The organism is Posidoniimonas corsicana (genome assembly GCF_007859765.1).
In the GTDB taxonomy this organism is placed as follows: domain Bacteria; phylum Planctomycetota; class Planctomycetia; order Pirellulales; family Lacipirellulaceae; genus Posidoniimonas; species Posidoniimonas corsicana.
The window spans coordinates 42,762-61,349 of the sequence record NZ_SIHJ01000001.1 but is presented as its reverse complement, the minus strand read 5'-3'; the positions used below and the strand labels follow the sequence as shown (position 1 = coordinate 61,349).

The 18,588-nt window shown below is 68.4% G+C and carries 15 protein-coding genes; 3 read left to right on the top strand and 12 right to left on the bottom strand.

Annotated features, from left to right (window positions below):
* Nucleotides 1-39: 39 nt before the first annotated feature.
* The 12 genes from KOR34_RS00215 to KOR34_RS00160 all read right to left on the bottom strand — a co-directional run bounded on the left by KOR34_RS00215 (nt 40) and on the right by KOR34_RS00160 (nt 15,136).
* Complete coding sequence (locus tag KOR34_RS00215) at nt 40-831, bottom strand: hypothetical protein (RefSeq protein ID WP_146561114.1); 792 nt, start codon at nt 829-831, stop codon at nt 40-42.
* 10 nt (nt 832-841) lie between these two features.
* Entirely contained in the window at nt 842-4,525 is a 3,684-nt protein-coding gene (locus KOR34_RS00210; protein WP_146561112.1) for a secretin N-terminal domain-containing protein, read from the bottom strand.
* 212 nt (nt 4,526-4,737) lie between these two features.
* Complete coding sequence (locus tag KOR34_RS00205; RefSeq protein ID WP_146561110.1) at nt 4,738-5,700, bottom strand: pilus assembly protein PilP; 963 nt, start codon at nt 5,698-5,700, stop codon at nt 4,738-4,740.
* Nucleotides 5,697-7,130 carry a hypothetical protein gene (locus KOR34_RS00200; RefSeq protein ID WP_146561108.1) on the bottom strand — a complete coding sequence of 478 codons (1,434 nt, stop codon included), beginning with the start codon at nt 7,128-7,130 and terminating at the stop codon, nt 5,697-5,699. Before KOR34_RS00200 ends, KOR34_RS00205 begins: the two co-directional genes overlap by 4 nt.
* Nucleotides 7,131-7,185: 55 nt before the next feature.
* The gene (locus tag KOR34_RS00195; RefSeq protein ID WP_146561106.1) at nt 7,186-8,742 is read right to left on the bottom strand and encodes a type II secretion system minor pseudopilin; all 1,557 of its coding nucleotides are present in this window, start codon (nt 8,740-8,742) and stop codon (nt 7,186-7,188) included.
* A complete protein-coding gene (locus KOR34_RS00190) occupies nt 8,739-9,635 on the bottom strand; it encodes a type II secretion system protein GspJ (RefSeq protein ID WP_146565723.1) in 897 nt (298 codons plus the stop codon). The genes KOR34_RS00195 and KOR34_RS00190 overlap by 4 nt, the downstream gene beginning before the upstream one ends.
* Nucleotides 9,635-10,069, bottom strand: coding sequence for a type IV pilus modification PilV family protein (locus tag KOR34_RS00185; RefSeq protein ID WP_146561104.1), 435 nt, complete (start codon nt 10,067-10,069; stop codon nt 9,635-9,637). The genes KOR34_RS00190 and KOR34_RS00185 overlap by 1 nt, the downstream gene beginning before the upstream one ends.
* Nucleotides 10,066-10,632, bottom strand: a complete 567-nt coding sequence (locus tag KOR34_RS00180; protein ID WP_146561102.1) for a hypothetical protein — start codon at nt 10,630-10,632, stop codon at nt 10,066-10,068. The genes KOR34_RS00185 and KOR34_RS00180 overlap by 4 nt, the downstream gene beginning before the upstream one ends.
* 102 nt (nt 10,633-10,734) lie before the next feature.
* On the bottom strand, nt 10,735-11,172 hold the full coding sequence (gene gspG, locus KOR34_RS00175; protein ID WP_146561100.1) for a type II secretion system major pseudopilin GspG: 438 nt from the start codon (nt 11,170-11,172) through the stop codon (nt 10,735-10,737).
* A gap of 64 nt (nt 11,173-11,236) precedes the next feature.
* Entirely contained in the window at nt 11,237-12,439 is a 1,203-nt protein-coding gene (locus KOR34_RS00170; RefSeq protein WP_146561099.1) for a type II secretion system F family protein, read from the bottom strand.
* A 90-nt stretch (nt 12,440-12,529) separates the two neighbouring features.
* Complete coding sequence (locus KOR34_RS00165; protein WP_146561097.1) at nt 12,530-14,218, bottom strand: GspE/PulE family protein; 1,689 nt, start codon at nt 14,216-14,218, stop codon at nt 12,530-12,532.
* 162 nt (nt 14,219-14,380) lie between these two features.
* Nucleotides 14,381-15,136, bottom strand: a complete 756-nt coding sequence (locus KOR34_RS00160) for a hypothetical protein (RefSeq protein WP_146561096.1) — start codon at nt 15,134-15,136, stop codon at nt 14,381-14,383.
* 199 nt (nt 15,137-15,335) lie between these two features.
* On the opposite strand from KOR34_RS00160, the gene KOR34_RS00155 reads away from it, so the two are divergent.
* The 3 genes from KOR34_RS00155 to KOR34_RS00145 all read left to right on the top strand — a co-directional run bounded on the left by KOR34_RS00155 (nt 15,336) and on the right by KOR34_RS00145 (nt 18,509).
* Complete coding sequence (locus KOR34_RS00155; protein WP_146561094.1) at nt 15,336-16,109, top strand: AMP nucleosidase; 774 nt, start codon at nt 15,336-15,338, stop codon at nt 16,107-16,109.
* Between the two features lie 218 nt (nt 16,110-16,327).
* Nucleotides 16,328-17,356, top strand: coding sequence for a DUF1559 family PulG-like putative transporter (locus KOR34_RS00150; RefSeq protein WP_146561092.1), 1,029 nt, complete (start codon nt 16,328-16,330; stop codon nt 17,354-17,356).
* Between the two features lie 136 nt (nt 17,357-17,492).
* Nucleotides 17,493-18,509 carry an endonuclease/exonuclease/phosphatase family protein gene (locus tag KOR34_RS00145; RefSeq protein WP_146561091.1) on the top strand — a complete coding sequence of 339 codons (1,017 nt, stop codon included), beginning with the start codon at nt 17,493-17,495 and terminating at the stop codon, nt 18,507-18,509.
* Nucleotides 18,510-18,588 lie beyond the last annotated feature (79 nt).

Genomic DNA, 18,588 nt, shown 5'->3' with positions numbered 1-18,588 from the left:
CATCTGTCTAGCAGGCTCTAGGGAAGCAACAGGACGGCGCTAGTTGGTGAACCGGCGGGGCCGCGATGGCAGCTTGATGGTGGTGGTCTCCATGCCCGAGTGCTTGATGGCGCCCACGGCGGGCATGGGCGGCGTCGACTGGTAGCCGGCGTTGGTGACCGTCGCCTGGCCGGCGCCGATCGGCTGCGTCGAGGCGACGCGCGTGACCTGCGGCCGGTTCTCCTGCCCGGCGATCATGGTGTCGATCGGGTCCATGGCGCCCGGCAGCCGCTGGCGGGTCTGCTCGCTCACGACCAGGTTGCCGCCGGCGTTGGGCTCGAACCGGGCGATGAGGCTGACGTCGGTGGCGGCGCCGCCGGTGGCGTCCCACGGGAGCCACACGCTGTACGACACGCCCAGCTCGGACTCGCTCACGTGCTTGACGAACTGCTCGGCCGGGAAGACGTACCGCTTGGTCGGTCGGTTGTCGGTGGGCAGGCGGTCGGTCTCGTCGAAGGCGTACACCACGAGCTGCCCGTCCACCTTGATGGGGTCGGACTCGTCGCGGTCGTAGAAGAAGATCCGCCCGCCGAAGCCGCGTTCGGCGCCGGCGCCGCTCTGGTGCCGCACGGCATCGGTCCAGGTGACGACCATCTTCCGCGGGTCCCCTTCGCGGTGCTCCTGGTGCTTCCAGGGGATGCCGTTGGGGATGTCGATCTTGCGGGCCAGCTTCATCGGGGCCGAGTCACGCAGCGTGGCGCACCCGGTCGCGAGCAGGCTGGGCGCCAGGGCCAGGCACAAGGCCGTGGAAAGGCGCCGACGGGATATCGTGGACTTAGTCGAATTGGTCATGTGGGTCATCCTATTGCACCGGAGGCAGGCGACGCGCGGGGGCGTAGCCCGAAGCTGTTTCAACGCCGGGTCCCCCTCCGGGCGTGAACCCGGCCGGCGTAATGGTCTGGTCGCTGCTGGGCGCGGCTTCCGCTCCCAGGTCGTACGGGGCTGGCTGCACGGGGCCCTGCTCGTAGGTCGGCGTGGGCTCGGCGCCGTTGGGGACGTGTGTGGGGTACACCACCTCGGACTCGTACGCGTTCCAGTCGTCGTTCCGGCTACGCAGGCCGGACGGGCCGTGCATGTTGACCACGTCGCACATCACCCAGCTCATGCGGGAGGACTCGATCTGCTTGACCATGTCGGCGTCCACCTCGCTGCGGATGATGCGGGGCGTCATGATGATGAGCAGCTCGGACCGGGCCTGCGACACGCCGTCGTAGCGGAACAGGTCGCCCAGCAGCGGGATGTCGGACAGGAACGGCACTCGGCGGTGCACGTCGGAGGTCTCCTTAGTGAGCAGGCCGCTGAGCACCACGGTCTGGCCGGTGCCGGCGGTGACCACGGTCTGCGCGACGGTCTGGCGGATGGTCGGCGCCCGCACCACGGTGCCGCCGGCGGCGGCGAAGATGGGGATGCCCTCGGCCTCGGGGCCGAGCTGCGACTTCTCGGCGTAGACCTCCATTACCACCTGGTCGTCCGGGCTGATCCGCGGACGCACCCGCAGGATGATGCCGACGTCCTCGTAGGTGACCTGGTTGGTCTGCTGGCCGAACTCGGTGAAGTTGACCGCCTGGATGGTCGGCACCCGCTCGCCCACGCTCACCAGGCCCTCCTGGTTGTCCAGGGCCATGATCTGCGGGCGGCTGAGCACCTCGAGGCGGCGGTTTTCTTGCAGGGCCCGCAGCAGCATGTTCACGCTGTTGCTGCTGGCGGAGAACACGAAGCCGCCGAAGCCGAGCTCGCTGTTGATGCGGCCCACGCCAAAGTTCGACAGGCCCTGGGTGGCCACCTTGCCGGCCGTGGTCAGGGCGTTGGTGCTGGCGTTGTTGCCCAGCGGGTTCTGCACGTCGTTGAAGTTGAAGCCAGGCGTGAGCGGCGCGTTGAGCACGATCTGGTCGGTCTCGGTGATGGTGGTGGCGCCGCCGCCGGTGGTGGTCTGCGTGGTGTTGGTGATGGTGTTAAGCTCACCCACGAGCGACCGGTCGAACAGCAGCGAGTCCTGCAGGCCGAGCTCGACGCCGAACTCGTCGGTGTCGTTCAGCCGCACCTCGGCGATCAGCACCTGGATCATCACCATCGGCGGCCGCTCGTCGAGCTTGCGGATGATCTCCTCGAGCTTGGCGAAATACTCGTCGGTCGCGCTGATGATCAGGCTGTTGCTGACCAGCTCGGGCACCACGATCACCTCGCGGTCGATCTGCTCGAACGGCCCCGAGGGCAGCTCCGCGGCGTCCTCGATGTCACGCTTGTTCTGCAGCCAGTCGTTGATTGCGGTCGCGACGTCCTCGGCCGGGGCGTTGTTCAGGCGGTACACCTCGATCCGCCGGTCGCGGTTGTCGCTGCCGTCCAGCCGGATCAGCACCGCCTCGACGATGGCCAGGTCCTCGGCGGCGCCGGCGGCGATGATGCTGTTGGTGCGGGCGTCGACGGAGAACTGCAGCGGCACCAGCGAGCTGGTCGCGGCGCTGAGTCCGCCGGCGGTCGGATCGTCGTTCTCGTCGGCGCCGAACATCGACTGCAGCATCTCCATCAGGGCCTGGGCGTCGCCGTTCTTGATAGTGAACACCTTCAGCTCAGCCTCGGCGTCCGGCGTCCCGTCCAGCTGCTGGATCAGCGCGGCGATCAGCTCCATGCTCTCCGACGGCGCGGTGATGATCAGCGAGTTGGCCCGCACGTCGGGCGCGACGCGGACGTTGGTCAGGATCCCCGAGTCGAGCCGACGCTGGGTGTCGGAGTCGATGGTGATGAACCGCAGCCCGGCGGACCGGGCGCCCTCGCCGTCCTGGCCCACCTCGGCGCCGGCGACGGCCCCGAGGAGGATCTCGGCCAGCTCGTCGGCCCGGGCGTTGCGGAGCTTGAACACGCGGACCTCGTCGACGGACTCCACCTCGGCGGTGTCGATCCGCTCGAGGAGCGCGTGGATCTCCTTCATGTCCCGCGGCGCGGCCCGCACGATCAGCGAGTTGCTGCGGACGTCGGCGATCACGATCGCCTTGGGGTTGAGCATCGGCTCGGCGGTGTCGTCCTGCTGGCCCTGCGGCTGGTTGTCCGCGGCGCCCAGGTACTGGTCGACCAGCTCCTTGGCGTCGCTGGCGGCAGCGTTCTTCAGCGGGAACACCACGAACTGCGAGGTGGGGTCGGCCGGCTTGTCGAGCCGCTTGACCAGGTCGATCGCCATGCGGACGTTCTCCGCCCGGCCGATCAGCAGCAGCTCGTTCGGCTTGCCCAGCGTGGTGACGCTGACGCCGCCGGTCCGCGGGCCGAGCACCTGCTGGTAGACGCGGTTGAGGAGCCGCGTCATCGACTCGCCGTCGACGTGCTGGAGCGCCAGCACCTCGATCGACGGCACCGTGACCTCGCTCAGGCGTTCGATCTGATCGATAATCTGCAGCACCCGCTGCACGTCCTGGTCGTTGCCGCGGAGCACGATGATGTCGAGCCCCTCAATGAATTCAACCTGCACCGGGCCGAGCAGCGACCCGGCCTGCTGGGCCTCGACCACGGCGCGGAGCGTGTCGGCCTGCTCGCGGGTGGCGCGGCCGGGGAGCGGGGTTTCTTGTTCGTCGAAGTCCTCGATGTCGAGCTGGTCGTCTTCCTGCAGCGGAACCTGGGCGGCGGCAAACTGGCCCTGCAGCGGCTGTCCCGGCGCCGACTTCTGGATGGCCGACAGCGCCCGACGCACGGCCGGCAGCCGCGCGCCCTCGCTCGCCACCACCTCGACGTTGCCGCCGGCGCTGCGGGCGTCCATCGCCTGGATGACGCGCGTCCAGGCCGCGACCTGCTGGGGCTGGCCCTGCAGTCGGACCTCGCCGGTGGCGGCGTTGGCCTGGAGGTTGACGCCGCCGGTGGCGCCCAGGCGGACCGGGAAGCTGAGCCACGTCCGCGACCCGTCCCACGTGGCGGGCAGCGGCTGATTCACGAGCTGCTGGATGCGGCTGTGCAGCTCGCCGGGGGTGAGCCCCGCGAGCTTGAGCGACGACGGAGCGTTCGCCTGGCCCGCTGCAAGCAGCTGCTTGACCTGGGCGTGTGTTTCGGGGCTGCCGAGCACAATCAGCTGCCCGGTGCGGGCGTCCCACGCCGCCCGCTCACCAGGGGCGCCCTGGAAAGCCGACTGCCAGCCGCTGGCCGTGTCGCGGAGGTGGCCCGGCACGTTGTACGTTTGGAGCTGCGGAGGCCCTCCCGCCGGCGCCCGATCGAGCTGCTGCAGCATCTGCTGCGCCAGCTGGAGCGACGCCTCGTCGCCGCGGACGACAATCGCCCGACCCTCGACCGGCGCCACGACCTCAACGCCCTCTCCCAGGATCAGCCTGAGCTGCGGCGCCAGCTCGCCCGCCTCGCGGTGTTGGAGCTGGAACTGGCGCTGCCCCATCGGGGCCGCGTAGGGCGTCTGTGCCGCCAGATCGGCCGGGGCCAACAGGCAAGCAGGGACCGACAGCGCCGACCCCAGCAGGGCACAATTGACGACTCGTCTTAGCGGAGATTTGTGAAGCATTCGTCTGGGCCTGAGCGTTTGGGTTCCGCCGGCGGCGCGCAAGCGCGGCGCCGGCCGTACAACCGTTGCTACCCAGATAATCGGCAGATCTTCACGCGCCGATGAGAAAAAGCCGCATCCCCACCCCCAACAGGGGCGGAAAACGCAAAGTTCCCCCCAGCGGGGGAGCCGTGCGAGGTCGGTTCTGCGGACGCCCGAGCGTGCGACCGACGCTACAGGAGGCTGTCGCCTTCAACCGGGACCCCGTCACGCAAGCTGGCGCCGAACGGCACCCGGTAGACCTGCCCCTCCGACTCGAGGTACAGCCGCCGCTCGTCCGGGTCGATCGACTTCACCCGCCCGTCGAACTGCCCGATCTTGATCGGGTCGCCCACGGCGACAAACAGCGTCTTGCCGGTGGTGCGGACATTGATCCACGCCTGCTGCTTGCCCCCGTTGCCGACGACCCCCGTAAAGTGGGCGTGCTTGGCGTCATCGAACTTGGGCTTGGGTGGCGGTTCGGGGCGCCGATCCACGACCTTGGGCGGGTCCTGGCGGGGTGGCGGGGGGGGAGTGTACTCGACGAACAGGTTCCGCCCGTCGATGCTCTCCAGGTAGTCGGACAGCTCGCCGAGCGCGAGGCGATTCGACTCGCCTTCGGCGAGGCCGTTCTCGCGGGTGGCGCCGTCGACGATCAAGGCTTCTACCGACAGGTCCATTGCGATCTTGCCGCCGTCGGGCAGCGGCGCCAGCTTCAGCCGCGTTAGCGTGTGCAGCTGGGGAGAATCGTAGAACGCGTGGAGGAACTTGGTCACCTCGACCAGTGTGCCTTCGGCGTGCGCGGTGTAGCTGATGCCGATGAAGGCGTCGCCCTCGGGGCGGGCGCCGACGCGGCGGACGTTGTTGAAGCTCAGCCCGGCCTCGTTGAGCCGGTCCATCAGCCAGGCGCGGTACTCGGTCTGCGCCACCTGGACGTCGGCGGGCAGGGAACGCTCCTGCCAGTCTTCCAGTCGTTCGACGTCCTCGGCCGTCTGCAGCATCTCGAGGTCGGCGTCGTTAATCTGGCGCTGCACATCGGAGAGCTCGCCGCGGAGGTCGGTGAACGCCTGCTGGCGCCACTGCAACGCCTTGGCGCCGCCCCACAGGGCGATCACGGCCACAACCCCGATCAGCAGGTATCGTTCACGTTGGGTCATGGCAGCTCCTCCTCGGTAGGCTTCTCGACTCGCAGCGAGGTCTGGGTCTCCCAGTCGTAGGCGCCGCCGCCGGCGGTCAGGGTGCCCTGCGTGGTTTCGACCTGGTGGCGGTCGTCCCGCAGGCGTTGCTCGATCTCGTCGTAGCTGTACCGCGAGCGGGACACGGCCCGCAGGTCGATCGTGCCGCCAGTCTGGTCGCGCTGGGTGGCGCGGGTCGCGGTAAACTGCGTGAGGTGGGCGTCGGTATCGGCCGGGAAATCCTCGGTCTTGAGCGGGGCGGGGCGGATCTGGCGGCCCAGGCGTTCCAACTCGTCGAGCCAGTTCACGTCGGTCTCCAGCCAGTTGTCGATGGCCGCCGCCTTCTCGCGGATCGGCGCCCACTCCTCGATGCCGTTCTTCTTGTCGCGGAGCTCGTCCTGCCTGGCGGAGATCTCCTGCTTCAGCTTCCAGGCCCGCGAGTAGTCGAACCCGAGACCCAGCACCACCACGGACGCGGCCGCGATCGCCAGCAGCACCTGCCGCCGCCGGCCGGAGTTGTCGACGACCGGACGGCGCGGGTGGAGGAAGTCGAACGTCGGCGATGATTCCTGCGCGGCGGAGATCGCCGCGGCCGCGACGCCCACCAGCTTGCTGGCGGCCACGCCTTCTTCGGCAGCCAGGCCGTGGTGCTGCTCGAGGTAGCCCACCGCGTCCAGCTCGGTCAGATCGGGTTTGCCCGGGGGCGCCTGGAAGCCAACGAGGTGGGTCGAGTCGACCCGGCGCCCGGTCTGCTGGGCGGCCATGGCCGCTGTCCGGCGTGCTTCGGAGACCACCGCCTGCGAGGCCGCATCGCCCGGCGCACGAGCCGAACGCAGCAGCGACGGGGCGCCGTTCTCGAGCAGCACCAGGTCGACCGACTCGGGCGCCGCGACCGCGATCAGGTGCGCCCCGCCGGCCAGCGATGGGTCCAGCTTGGTCATCAGCTCGGCCGCCGAGCTGCCGCGGGCAACCGCCCGGGCGAGGTTGGCGTCGAGCGCGCGGGCGGCCGCCTTGCACATCTCGAGGTCGTCCGACTCGACGGTCGCGGCCAGCACGCTGCGGGTCTCGGCCGCGTCGAAGGTGAGCGGCACGTAGTCGACCGCGTCGTGCTCGGTGAGCGCGAACTCGCGGACGGCCTGCATCCGCACCATGTCGGGCAGCTCGCCGTCGGGGCAGGGGGGCAGTTTCAGCAGCCGGCAACGCAGCTGCTCGCCCGCCAGCACCGCGACCAGCGTGGCCCGCTGCCAGCGGACATCGGGCAAAGCCGAGCGGAGCGCGTCGGCCAGCTGCTCGCCGGTCTCGATGTCGGCGCGGTCCACCTGCGCGATGCGCGACACGCGCGCGTCGGCCTCGTCGGCGACGGCGGCGCGGACGCCCTGGCGATCGAATTCAAACGCGACAACTTGCGACATGCGTCGGTGCGGCTCAGAGGGGTTGGGATACTTAGATTGTAAGCAGCCGCCGGGGCTAAGGCGACTCGCCGGTGGCGGATTGGGCCATAGCGCCCAGCTCCGCGGGGGTGTAGCCGGCCCCCAGCGGCGTCAGGTCCAGCCGCTGGAGCACTTTGGGGGTGGCGCCGGTGTCGTCGATGATGGCCTCGATCCGGGTGGCGGGGCCCTCCTCGTCGAAGAAGCCGACCGAGTGCGCCCGGTAGACGTCGCCCCCGCCGGTGAGCAGCGGCGCCAGCTGCCGCATCACCTCGAGGTCGACCAGCCCGTCCATCAGGATCCACTCGGCGTGCCGACGCTCGGGGCGGTCGGGCGTCACCTCAAAGGTGCGCGACGCGATGATCTGCTCCACCACCTCGGGCGGCATGTTGGGCACCGAGCTGAGCAGCGCGCGGGGCGCCTGGTTGACGTTGAGCCGGCCGACCATCGAAGCGGTCGAGCTCGTTGTGAGGTTGTCCAGCATGTCCGGCAGGTAAGACGAGTACGCGCCGGGCGTGTCCGTGAACGGCGTGCGGAGCACGGTGGGGGCGCCGTTGTCGGAGAACTCCACGTTGACCCCCACCAGCGAGAGCAGGCTGGTGATGGTCTCCGAACCCTCTTGGCTAAAGTCGATGGAGATCCCCGCCGCCGACACCGCGTTGCTGTTGGCGTTGTCGTCCGCGGCGCCCCCCTGGCGGTAGGCGACGATGAAGTTGGCCTGCTCGCGGCCGAGGGCGGTCTCGAGCAGCGAGTGCAGCTCCTCGAGGTCTTCCATGTTGACGTCGATCTTCGGCTCGCCGTCGGGGGTGAGCAGCGACTCGGCGCTGTACAGCGTGAAGTACGCCGACCAGCCGCGGTCCATCTGCCCGGTGGAGTTGTCGACCTCCACCGGCAGCGGCCGGGCGCGCTCCGCGGCGGACACGACGCCATTGCGGTCGGTGTCGAGGCCGTACAGCAGCTCCGGGGTGACGCCCTGCACGAGCAGCAGCTGCTCGATCGACTCCAGCGGGCCGTTCTGCGGCTCGTAGGGCGCGTCCAACGCGGTGTAGTACTGCGACTCGGCGCCGAAGTCGCGGATGTCTTCGTCCTCGTCGAGCCAGTCGAGGATCGCGTCGGCGATCGACTCGGTCATGCCGGGCAGGTACAGCAGCTGGTTGCGGGCGCCGTCTTCGGCGTAGTCGTCCGCCAGCAGGAGGGTGTTGAGGTTGAGCCGTGCGGACTCGTTCTCTAAACCGAAGCGGTAGCCGACGTACTCGCCGTAATCCATCAGCGGCGCAACGATGCTGACCCGCGCCCGCAGGGCAGCGGCGTCGGAATCGGAAATCAGCACGCCCTGGAACAACGCGGGGTTGTTGTACAGGCCGCCCTGCTGCTCGAGCACCGTCGGCTCTTCCAGCAGGAGCGTCTGCACCATCACCACCCCCGAGTCCGCCAACGCGCGGGACTGGACCTGCCGGGCGTAGGCCTCGGCGGCGCGGTGCTCGATGAACGACCAGTCGAAGTAGGCCATGCCGCCAACGGTCATCAGCGCGACGACCACCAGCATCACCAGCAGCACGCTGCCGCGGCGCCTCATACCTGGTTGCGTTCGGCTCATGGCATGGCCCCCATCATCGACGAGTCTTCGCCGCCGGCGGCCGCGGCCGCGTCTTCCAACGGCGGGGGCATCGGGATCGTCAGCGAGTAGTACGCGAGCGGCGCGTTGGCGGCCTCGTCCTCGGTGGTCTCGCCCGCGGCAGCCACGCGGAAGCCGAGCGTCACCTGCACGGCGACCGGCAGCGCGCCGGACTGCTCGTCGATGTCCCAGTAGTCGAGGATCTGTTCGCCGTCGTGGTAGCGGAACCGCAGGTCTTCGACCTCGGCCGCCAGCACCCGCCGCGTGGCGAGCCAGGCCTCGTCACGCCCCTGGTTCTCTTCGAAGATCCGTCGGTCACGCGGCAGCTGCTCACGCACCAAACCCTCCGGCTGCAGGTGGTACCGCACCGTGGTCAGGTAGGGCGAGTCGTAGGAGACTGTCAACGGCTGGTCCGGCGTGTCGGCCGAGATGAGGAACGCCGGGCGGATGCGGCGGACGTCGACCTGCAGGCTCTGCGCGTCGCCGCTGACGCCCGCGTACGGCCGGGCCAGCGCGTCGGTGGTCCCCGTATCGCCCATGCCGGAGCCCGAGTCGTCTCCACCGCCACCTCCGCTGCCGCCACCGGGCGGCGCGGCGTCTGCTTCATCGACGTCGAACAACGCTTGCGACTCGGCGGTCGCTTCGGCGCTGGAGATATCTTGCTCGTAGATCACCGCCACGCTGCGGATGTCGTCGGCAATGGCCCGCAGCACGCCGCGGGCGAGTTGGGCCTGCTCCACCGTGCCGCGGCTGCCGTCGACGCGCAGCAGGTACATGCTGATGCCATTGGCCAAGAGCGCGAGCAGCACGGTCGACAAGGCGATCGCTAGCAGCACTTCAAGCAGTGTGAAGCCACGTGGACGGGAAGGTCGCATCACACGGCCTCCTCGCTCTGACTCTCGAGCAGCTCGATATAGTCTGGGTCCTGGAACCAGCGGACCACCTGCAGCGACGTTGGCTGCTCGTCGCCCGGGTCGATCTCGGTCACGAGCACGCGGGCGAGCAGCATCCCCTGGACGTTGGTTTGATCGATCGCCACCTCGTACCGCCACACGGGGGTCGCGAGGTCGGTGGGGTTCCACTCGCTGGAGAACGCCACCAGCTGCGCCGCGCCGGACTCGAGTTCGCCGAGCACCGACTCGGCGACCAGCGCCGCCTCGGACTGCATGGCCGCCCGCCGTGAGTTCATCAGCGACAGCCGCGACACCTCGGACAGCACCCCCAGCGATACCGCCAGGATGGCCAACGCGATGATCACCTCGAGCAGGGTGAACGCCTGGTGACGCGGTGCGGGGGTAGGGCGGGTCATCGCGCGCCCCCGTCTGTGTTGTCGACCTCGACAACCCGGGTTGCGCCGGTCAGGCCGCGCAGCGTCACGCGGAGCTGCTTGCCGTCTTCGTGCTGCAGGGTCGCCTCGGCGTCGCTGGCGGCGCCGTCGGGGCGGAACACCACCACGCACTGGCCCGCCGCCGCGGACGCTTCGTACAGCAGCGGCTCGCTGCCGGGCGGCTCGGCCACCGAAATGCTCTGGATTGTCACGCCGTCGAGCGTGAGCTGCTGCGACGGGCCGGCGGATGCGACCGCCGCGGCCGCCTCGCTGTCGCCGGAGGCGGCGGCCAACAGGGCCTCGATCCCACCGACGCTGGCCTCGCTGCCGCCCGGCTGGCAGCGGAACAGCTGCACCTGGCCGGAGGTGATGGCGTCGAGCCGCGCGCGCGACCACATCACCGACAGCTTCTCCGCCGCGTCCTCCAGGTCGGCGCGGGCGCCGCCCTGCTGCACGGCGGGCGCCACCAGCGCCGCGGCCAGCACCAGCAGCGCCAGGACCAGCAGGGTCTCGACCAGGGTGTAGGCGGACGGGCGGTGGCGCATGCGCAGCAGCGGGCAAGGGAGCTAAGGGGGGCGCGTCCTTGCCGCTAACCCACGGCTCCGCCGCGGGGTCTGGTGTGGCCGGCGGGCCGCCGGCCGCCGGCGCTACTTCTCCGGCCAGTTGCCGATGTCGTCGTCGGTCTGGTCGTCGCCGTCGGGGCCCATCGACCACACGTCGAACTTGTCGGAGTTCTTCTTGCCGTCGGCGCTGTACTTGTAGGGGTTGTCCCACGGGTCGACCGGCAGGGCCGACTTGGTCAGGTACGGGCCCTCCCAGCGGTCGGCGAGGGTCTTGTCGCTCGGCTTCTCGAGCAGGTCCTCGAGCTTCTCCGGGAAGTGTTTGGTGTTGAACTTGTACAGGTTGATCGCGTTCTCAAACATGTCGACCTGCGACTTGGCGGCGTTCTTGTTCGCGCCCTCTTGTGCGCCCATGAAAGACGTCGCGGCGATCGAGCCGATGACCACCAGGATCACCAGCACCAGCAGGACCTCGATCAGGGTGAATGCGCCGGCTCGGCGGCGGCTGCGGGGACTGCGTTGCATCTTGGGAAACTCCTTGGGGTAGGTTTGGATTCTCTGGTTCGGTTGAGGCCGGCCGCCCGCTGGGCTAGACCGACGTGCTCATCTTGATAATTGGCAGCAGCAGCGCGATGACCACCACCAGCACCACGGCCGCCATCACGAGCAGCAGCAGCGGCTCCAGCAGCTTCACGAACAGCTCGATCCGCCGCCAGGTCGATTTCTCGAGCGAGTCGCTGATCTGCTCGAGCACTACTTCGAGGTTGTTGGACTGTTCGGCGACCGCGATCATCTCGCACACGTCGCGCGGGAAGTGGCCGCTCGCGGCCAGCGGCTCTGCCAGCGCCTCGCCCGACGTGATGTTGTCGGCGGCGTCGCGGACGACTTCCGAGAGCACCACGTTGCCGGTCGAGTCGGCGGCGATGTCAAGCGAGCGGACAATCGGCACGCCGCCCTTGAGCAGCGTGCCCAGCACGCGGCAGAACCTCGCCACCGCCAGGCTCAGGTAGATCGAGCCGGCCATCGGCAGCTTGATCCGCCAGCGGTCCAGCATGGCCCGTCCGTTCGGCGTGGCCGACCAACGTGCGAGCGCCACGCCGCCGGCGACCAGCGCCGCCAAGACGAGTAAACCCCAGTAGCTGGTCATCAGACCGCTGATCCACAGCAGCCATTCGGTAATCGCCGGCAGCTGGTTCTTTTCCTTCAGGCGGTCGAACAGCCCCTGCACCGACGGCACGACAAAAATGATCAGGCCGTTCACCACCAGCGTGCCCACCACCGCCAGGATAATCGGGTAGGCCATGGCGCCGACCACCTTGCTGCGGAGCTCGGCCTGCTGGTCGGTAAACACCGCCACGCGGTCCAGCGCGTCTTCGAGGAAGCCGCCCTCGCCGCCGGCCCGCACGATGCTGGTGGCCAGCTCGGGGAACGCGCGGGGGTGGCGGGCCATCGCCTCGGCGAGCGTGGCGCCGTCCTCGACGCGGTCGGTGATGTCGTTGATGACCTGCTTGAACTGCGGGTTGGAAGCCTGGTCGCCGATCACCTGCAGCGACCGCAGCAGCGGCACGCCGCTCCGCAGCAGCGACGCCAGCTGGCTATAGAACGGCGTGACGAACTTCGACTTGACCTTGATGTGCTCGCCAGCCGCCTGCTTGCTGGTCGCCTTGACCGTCAGCGGGAACAGCTCTTTGGACGAGAGGTTCGCCACCGCCTCGCGCTCGCTGCCAGCGGACATCGTCCCCTCGATGAGGGCGCCGGTGAGGTCGCGGGCGGTGTAGGCGAAGTCGGGCATGATAGAAAGGCGAAGGCGTAGGGTGGGAAGGCGGGGAGCGGCTCCTCGACGAGTGGAAACGGGGTCCCCACCATCGCCTTCCTCCTCTTGCTAGGCGACGTCCCCTTTCGTGACCCGCAGCACCTCGTCCACCGTGGTGATCCCCTTGAACACCTTGAGCCAGGCGTCACCACGGAGGGTCCGCATGCCATCGGCCAGGGCCGCCTTGCGGATGTCCCAGGTGCTGGACCGGTCGTGCGCGAGCTGGCGGACCGCGTCGGTGGTGCGGCACAGCTCGAAGATGCCCTGCCGGCCGGCGAAGCCGATCTCGCCGCACTCGCGGCAGCCCTTGGCGCGGTAGATCGGCTGCCCGCCCTCCTTGTAGGCCTCCCACGGGAAGTCCTTGGGCAGGTCGGAGGGGTCGGGCTCGTAGGGCTCGCGGCACGCGGGGCAGAGCCGCCGCACCAGCCGCTGGGCCATGACCGCCTCGATGGTGCTGGCCACCAGGAACGGCTCGACGCCCATGTCGATCAGACGCGTGTAGGCGCTGGGCGCGTCGTTGGTGTGCAGCGTGCTGAACACGAGGTGGCCGGTCAGCGACGCCTGGATGGCGTTTTCGGCGGTCTCGTGGTCGCGGATCTCGCCCACCAGCACCACGTCCGGGTCGTGACGCAGGATGGACCGCAGCGAGGCGGCGAACGTCAGCCCGATCTTGGGGTGCACCTGGATCTGGTTGATGCCCGCCAGCTGGTATTCCACCGGGTCCTCGGTGGTGATGATCTTGATCTCTTCGTCACAGATGTCGGTCAGCGCGCTGTACAGCGTGGTGGTCTTACCCGAGCCGGTGGGGCCGGTCACCAGCACGATGCCGTGCGGCAGGCGGATCAGCTCGTTGATCTGGGCGGCCAGGTCGGGCTCCATGTTGAGCCGTTCGAGCGAGAACTCGGCGCCCCCCTTGTCGAGGATACGCATCACGATGCCCTCGCCGTGCAGCATCGGGATGACCGACACACGCACGTCGACCTCGCGGCCGTGCACGCGGAGCTTGATGCGGCCGTCCTGCGGCAGGCGTTTCTCCGCGATGTTTAGCCGGGCCATGATCTTCAGGCGGCTGATGATGGCGGCCTGGAAGTGGCTGATCTCCTGCGGCACCGGCTGCGAGTGCAGGATGCCGTCGATGCGGTAGCGGATCCGCACGCCGTCGGCCTGGGCCTCGATGTGCACGTCGCTCGCGCGGGCCTCGATCGCCTCGAGCAGGATCTCGTTGACCAGGCGGACGACCGAGGCCTCTTGGGCCTCTTCGTCCAGCTCGGCGTCGTCGTCCAGGTCCTCAAGGAGCTGCACGTCGTCCTGGCGGGCGGCGAGCAGGCCGTCGACGGTCTCGCTGCCGACGCCCAGGTGCGCCTTGATGCGGGCGTTGATCTGCTTGCTGGGGGCGAGCACCGGCTCGACCGCCAACCCGGTCAGGCTGCTGAGCTCGTCGAGGGCGTACAGCTCAAACGGGTTGCTGGTCGCCACGACCAGCGAGCCGTTGTGGCGGGACACCGGGAACAGCGCGTGCCGGTGGATCATCCGCTGCGGGAAGCTGGAGAGCAGCGTCAGGTCGACGTCGGTCTTCTCCAGGTCGACGCACTGGAAGCCAAGGTGGTCGCCCAGGGCGCCAAGCGCCTGCTCCTCCGTCAGCCAGCCCCGCTTTACCGCGGCGGTGTCGAGCCGGTCGTCGTCGGCGCCGGCGCGCAGCTCTCGTAGCTGGTCGCTGGTCAACAGACCGTGGTCGAGAAGTACGTCTCCGGTATCCATAGGAGGGGACTGCCAGGCGGGGTTGGGAGCCAACGGGGGAGGGGCAACACGTCCGGCCGGTCACGAGGACGGCGGCCCGGCCGCTGGGGTAAAGCGGTTTCTATTATCTTCAAGTCGCGGTCCGGCCGCAAACCACGCGGACCGGCCCGCCTAGGCGGGGGGTCACTCCAGCTCTGGCTGGCGACCGTCGGACGTGTCGCCTCCGGGCTGGCCGCCGCCCCGCTGGCCGCGGCGATCACCGCCACGCTGGCCAAAATCGGGCTGGGGCATGTCGAATTTCTCGCCGGTCAGCTTCTTCAGCTGGGCCCGCTGGGCCTCGGTCAGCACCGACAGCACCCGTTCGCGGGATTCCTGCTGAAGCTGCTGGATCTGCTGCTGCAGCTTCACTTGTTCTTCCTGCGCCTTCTCTCGCATCTGCTCCTGCTGCTCGGGCGTGATGCCGAGTTTCTCGGCGATCGAGCCCCGGGTCAGCGCCTGGGCGCCGCCGCGTTGCATCTGCTGCTGCAGCTCAATTTGCTTCAGACGCTCCATCTGGCTGGGTTTGAGCACACCGCGGATCCGGCCCTCGACCTCGGCCTGCACCTCGTTCATTTCGGCCCGCATCTCTGCGATGGCGGCCTGCCGGTCTTCTTCGTTCAGGTCGCGGAAATCTCGGAATCGACCCCGCATCCGGTCCCGCATTTCGTCGCGGATGCTGTCGCCCACCGTCCGCAGCTCCTCCAGCTGCATGGCGTCCAGGCCGACCTCCTGCTGCACGGCTTCGGACATCAGCAGCGTTCCTACGCCGCCCATCCCGCGGTTGAGGCCGCCCGGGCCACCCCGGCCCCCTCGGCCACCCGGCTGGGCAAACGCCTCGCCGGCCAGTTGGCCCACCACCAGGCAGCACGCGACGATTCCGAGACGATTGATCGATAGCATTTTGAAACGCTCCGCCGACTCAGTATGGGGGTGGGGATGGATGGGGTTGGGCCTTCGAGAGATGTAACCCCAGCCCTCATCACGAGTAACGCCAACGCCGGACTACGCTTGCCAGTTTGGTCGCAGCGACCTAACTTATTGTAGCAAAGCAACTTAAGGACAAGTGCCCCGATCGGGAAGTCCCCTCAGGAACCGTTGGATGGTCACGAAACGCGACATCGCTCAAGATTGGCTGAGCCGCTATACGGGCATGCCGCTGGAAATGTTTGGGACGCACATCCTGCTGACCAACTTCGGGAACTATGTCCGCAGGTTCTCCGAGCGGTTCTCCTGCCAGATCTACGGCAACGACCGCCCCATGCAGGCGGCGACCAACACACACGGGCTGACGATCATCAACTTCGGCATCGGCTCGCCCAACGCGGCGACCGTCATGGACCTGCTGACGGCGATCGAGCCAAACGCGGTGCTGTTCTTAGGGAAGTGCGGTGGCCTTAAGGAATCGACCGAGATCGGCCACTTTATTCTGCCGATCGGGGCGATCCGCGGTGAGGGAACGAGCGACGACTACCTGCCGCCGCTGGTGCCGGCGTTGCCGTCGTTCAAGCTGCACAAGTTCGTGTCGGAGAAGCTCGTCACGCGGGGCCTGGAGTACCGGACCGGGGTCATCTACACCACCAACCGACGCGTCTGGGAGCACGACTCCGACTTCCGGGAGAACCTGAAGCAGTACACGCCGATCGCCATCGACATGGAGACAGCCACCATCTTCCTCGTTGGCCACGCCAACCAGATCGCCCGTGGCGCCCTGCTGCTGGTGTCCGACCTGCCGATGACGCCCGAGGGGATCAAATCCTCCGCCAGCGACGCCAAGGTCACCCGCGACTGGTCCGACGTGCACCTGGACGTGGGGATCGAGTCCCTGCACCAGATCGAGGAGCAGGGCGAAGAAATCAAGCACTTCCAGTACTAGGGCTGCCTCCGACCGGCGGGCGGTCCGGGCGCCGGTCGATTTCGGGAATGTGCAAAAAAGTTCTTGAGACCCAACCCGACGCCAACTAGGCTCGGGCCTGTGGCAGCGGTTGGCCGTATCGTGGCCCACCGCCTGCGGGACAGGACTCCCCACCACCCGCGGTTCGGCGTCCGGCCAATTGGTCGGGCGCTCAACGTCTTCTCTGGGGGAGCTGTCCGATGCGCGCCCGCGTCCAAACCGCCGCGCCCGCGGCCTTTACGCTGGTCGAGCTGCTGGTCGTGGTGGCGATCATCGGCATCCTGATCGCGCTGCTGCTGCCGGCCGTGCAAGCGGCCCGCGAGTCGGCCCGCCGGATGAACTGCCAGAGCAACCTTAAGAACCTTGCGCTGGCGGGGCTGAACTACGAGACGAGCTTCCGCACCCTCCCGCCCGCGGCGACCGACCGTGAAGAGAAGTGGACCAGCACCACCCAGCCGCCGCCGCTCGCGCGGCACAACGGGTTCTCGATGATCCTGCCCTACTTCGAGCAGGGGGCGACCTTCGCCAAGATCGACTACGCGTGGGACTGGAACAACACGAACCCCACCAACAACGAGACCCACACCAAGCAGCAGCTCGGCGGGATCCTGATCTGCCCGTCCGGGTCGGCGAGCCGTGAACGCTTCCACATCGCCGACTACCTGGCCATGGACCGCGTGGAGGTGGCGTCCAAGAGCCCCAACACCAAGTACGACCCGGCCGGCGGGTCGATCAAGCAGCTCATCGCCGCCGGGCTGGTCGACGCCCGTGGCGGCGCCGGCAACTACGACCGCCTGTGGGACGGCGCCATGCAGATCGACCTCTACGACCAAACGCCGCCGACCGACATGCAGGCCGCGGGGGTTAACCCGCGCCGCCGCGTGAAGGCCGCGCGGGTTAAGGACGGCATGTCCAAGACCATGATGTACGTGGAGTCGGTCGGCAAGCCGGAGATCCTGACCATCAATGGAAGCCTGGGCGAGAACTCGTCGGCCAACAACGAGTTCCGCTGGGCCAGCCAGTCCACGGTCGCCACGCTGCAGTTCTACTGCGGCGACCGCCAGATCATTAACTGCACCAACCGATACCGCCCGTTCAGCACGCACACGGCTGGGGTGAACATCGCGTTCTTGGACGGCTCGGTGCGGTTCCACACCGAGGGCATTGACCCCGACGCGTTCATCTCGCTGCTGACGATGGCGGGCGGCGAGTTGGCGGTCGGCCTCTAGCGCCGGGCCTGCAGTTGCCCGCAGTTTGCGCGGCGGCCGGGGGCGATGCTCCGCTGCTAGCAGGATTTGGGCTATCATGACGGGCTGTCCGCGACGGACCGCGCCCGCCCGACGTCTCCCGCGAAGCCCGCCTGCCATGACCCGACTTGTGCTGCTTGTCCTGCTATTGATCCCGGGCGTGTGCGCCGCTGATGAGGCAACCCCGCTGCGGATCATGACCTTCAACGTCGAGATCCTGACCGCCCCTGGCGTGCGTGCGGGGCAGCTGCAGAAGTACCGGTTCGACTACGCCCGCGGGCGGCACCTAGACCGCGCGGCGGACATCATCGAGGTGCTCAACCCGGACATCCTGAACCTGGTCGAGGCGACCTCCAAGGAGGTTGTCGACGAGATCGTCGCGCGGCTGCACGCCAAGGGCCTGACCGAGTACACCGGCTACCACATCGAGTCGAACGACACCTTCACCGGGATGGACGTGGCGGTCATCACCAAGTTCCCGCCCGACGAGGTCGACGGCGAGAAGATCCGCACCTACTTCTCCGGGGGCGATGACCCTACCTTCCGGCAGAGCTACCGGGCGCCGGACTACGATGGCAAGGAACGGTCGTTCACGGCCTCTTTGTCACGCAACTCGGGCTACTTCATCGAAGTCAGCGGCTACCGCCTTGGGTTCCTGGGGCTACACCTCAAGTCGAACCCGTCGGACGAGTACTCCAACGCGCAGCGGACCGCGCAGGCGAAGGTCGCACAGCGGGTGCTCAATGGCGAGGTGACCCGCCGCGGCTACCTGCCGGTGGTGCTGGGCGACCTGAACGACTACGACCCCGACGTCCCGGACCGCGACGACACCCGCGACACGGTGACCGAGGTGCTGCCGATGCTCAAGGACTTTGACCCCGACCACGACGGGCCGGAGCTGTTCAACGCGGCCGAGTTCATGCCCAACCAGGCGGACCGCTACACCTCGCACTGGGATTGGAACGAGAACGGCGCCGCCGACCCGCAGGACGTGTTCACGATGATCGACCACATCCTGCTGCCCGTCGAGCTCAAGCCGCACGTGAAGCGGGCGTTTATCGCGCACGTGGTGGGGCTGGAGACCTCCGACCACTACCCGGTGGTGGTTGACCTGCTGCTGCCCGCCAAGGAGTAGATGGCCCGCGGCGCCGGCAGGTTGTGAGGCGGGGCGTCGCCGGGTAGCATCGGTCGCTCGCCGGCGGTTCGTGCCGGCC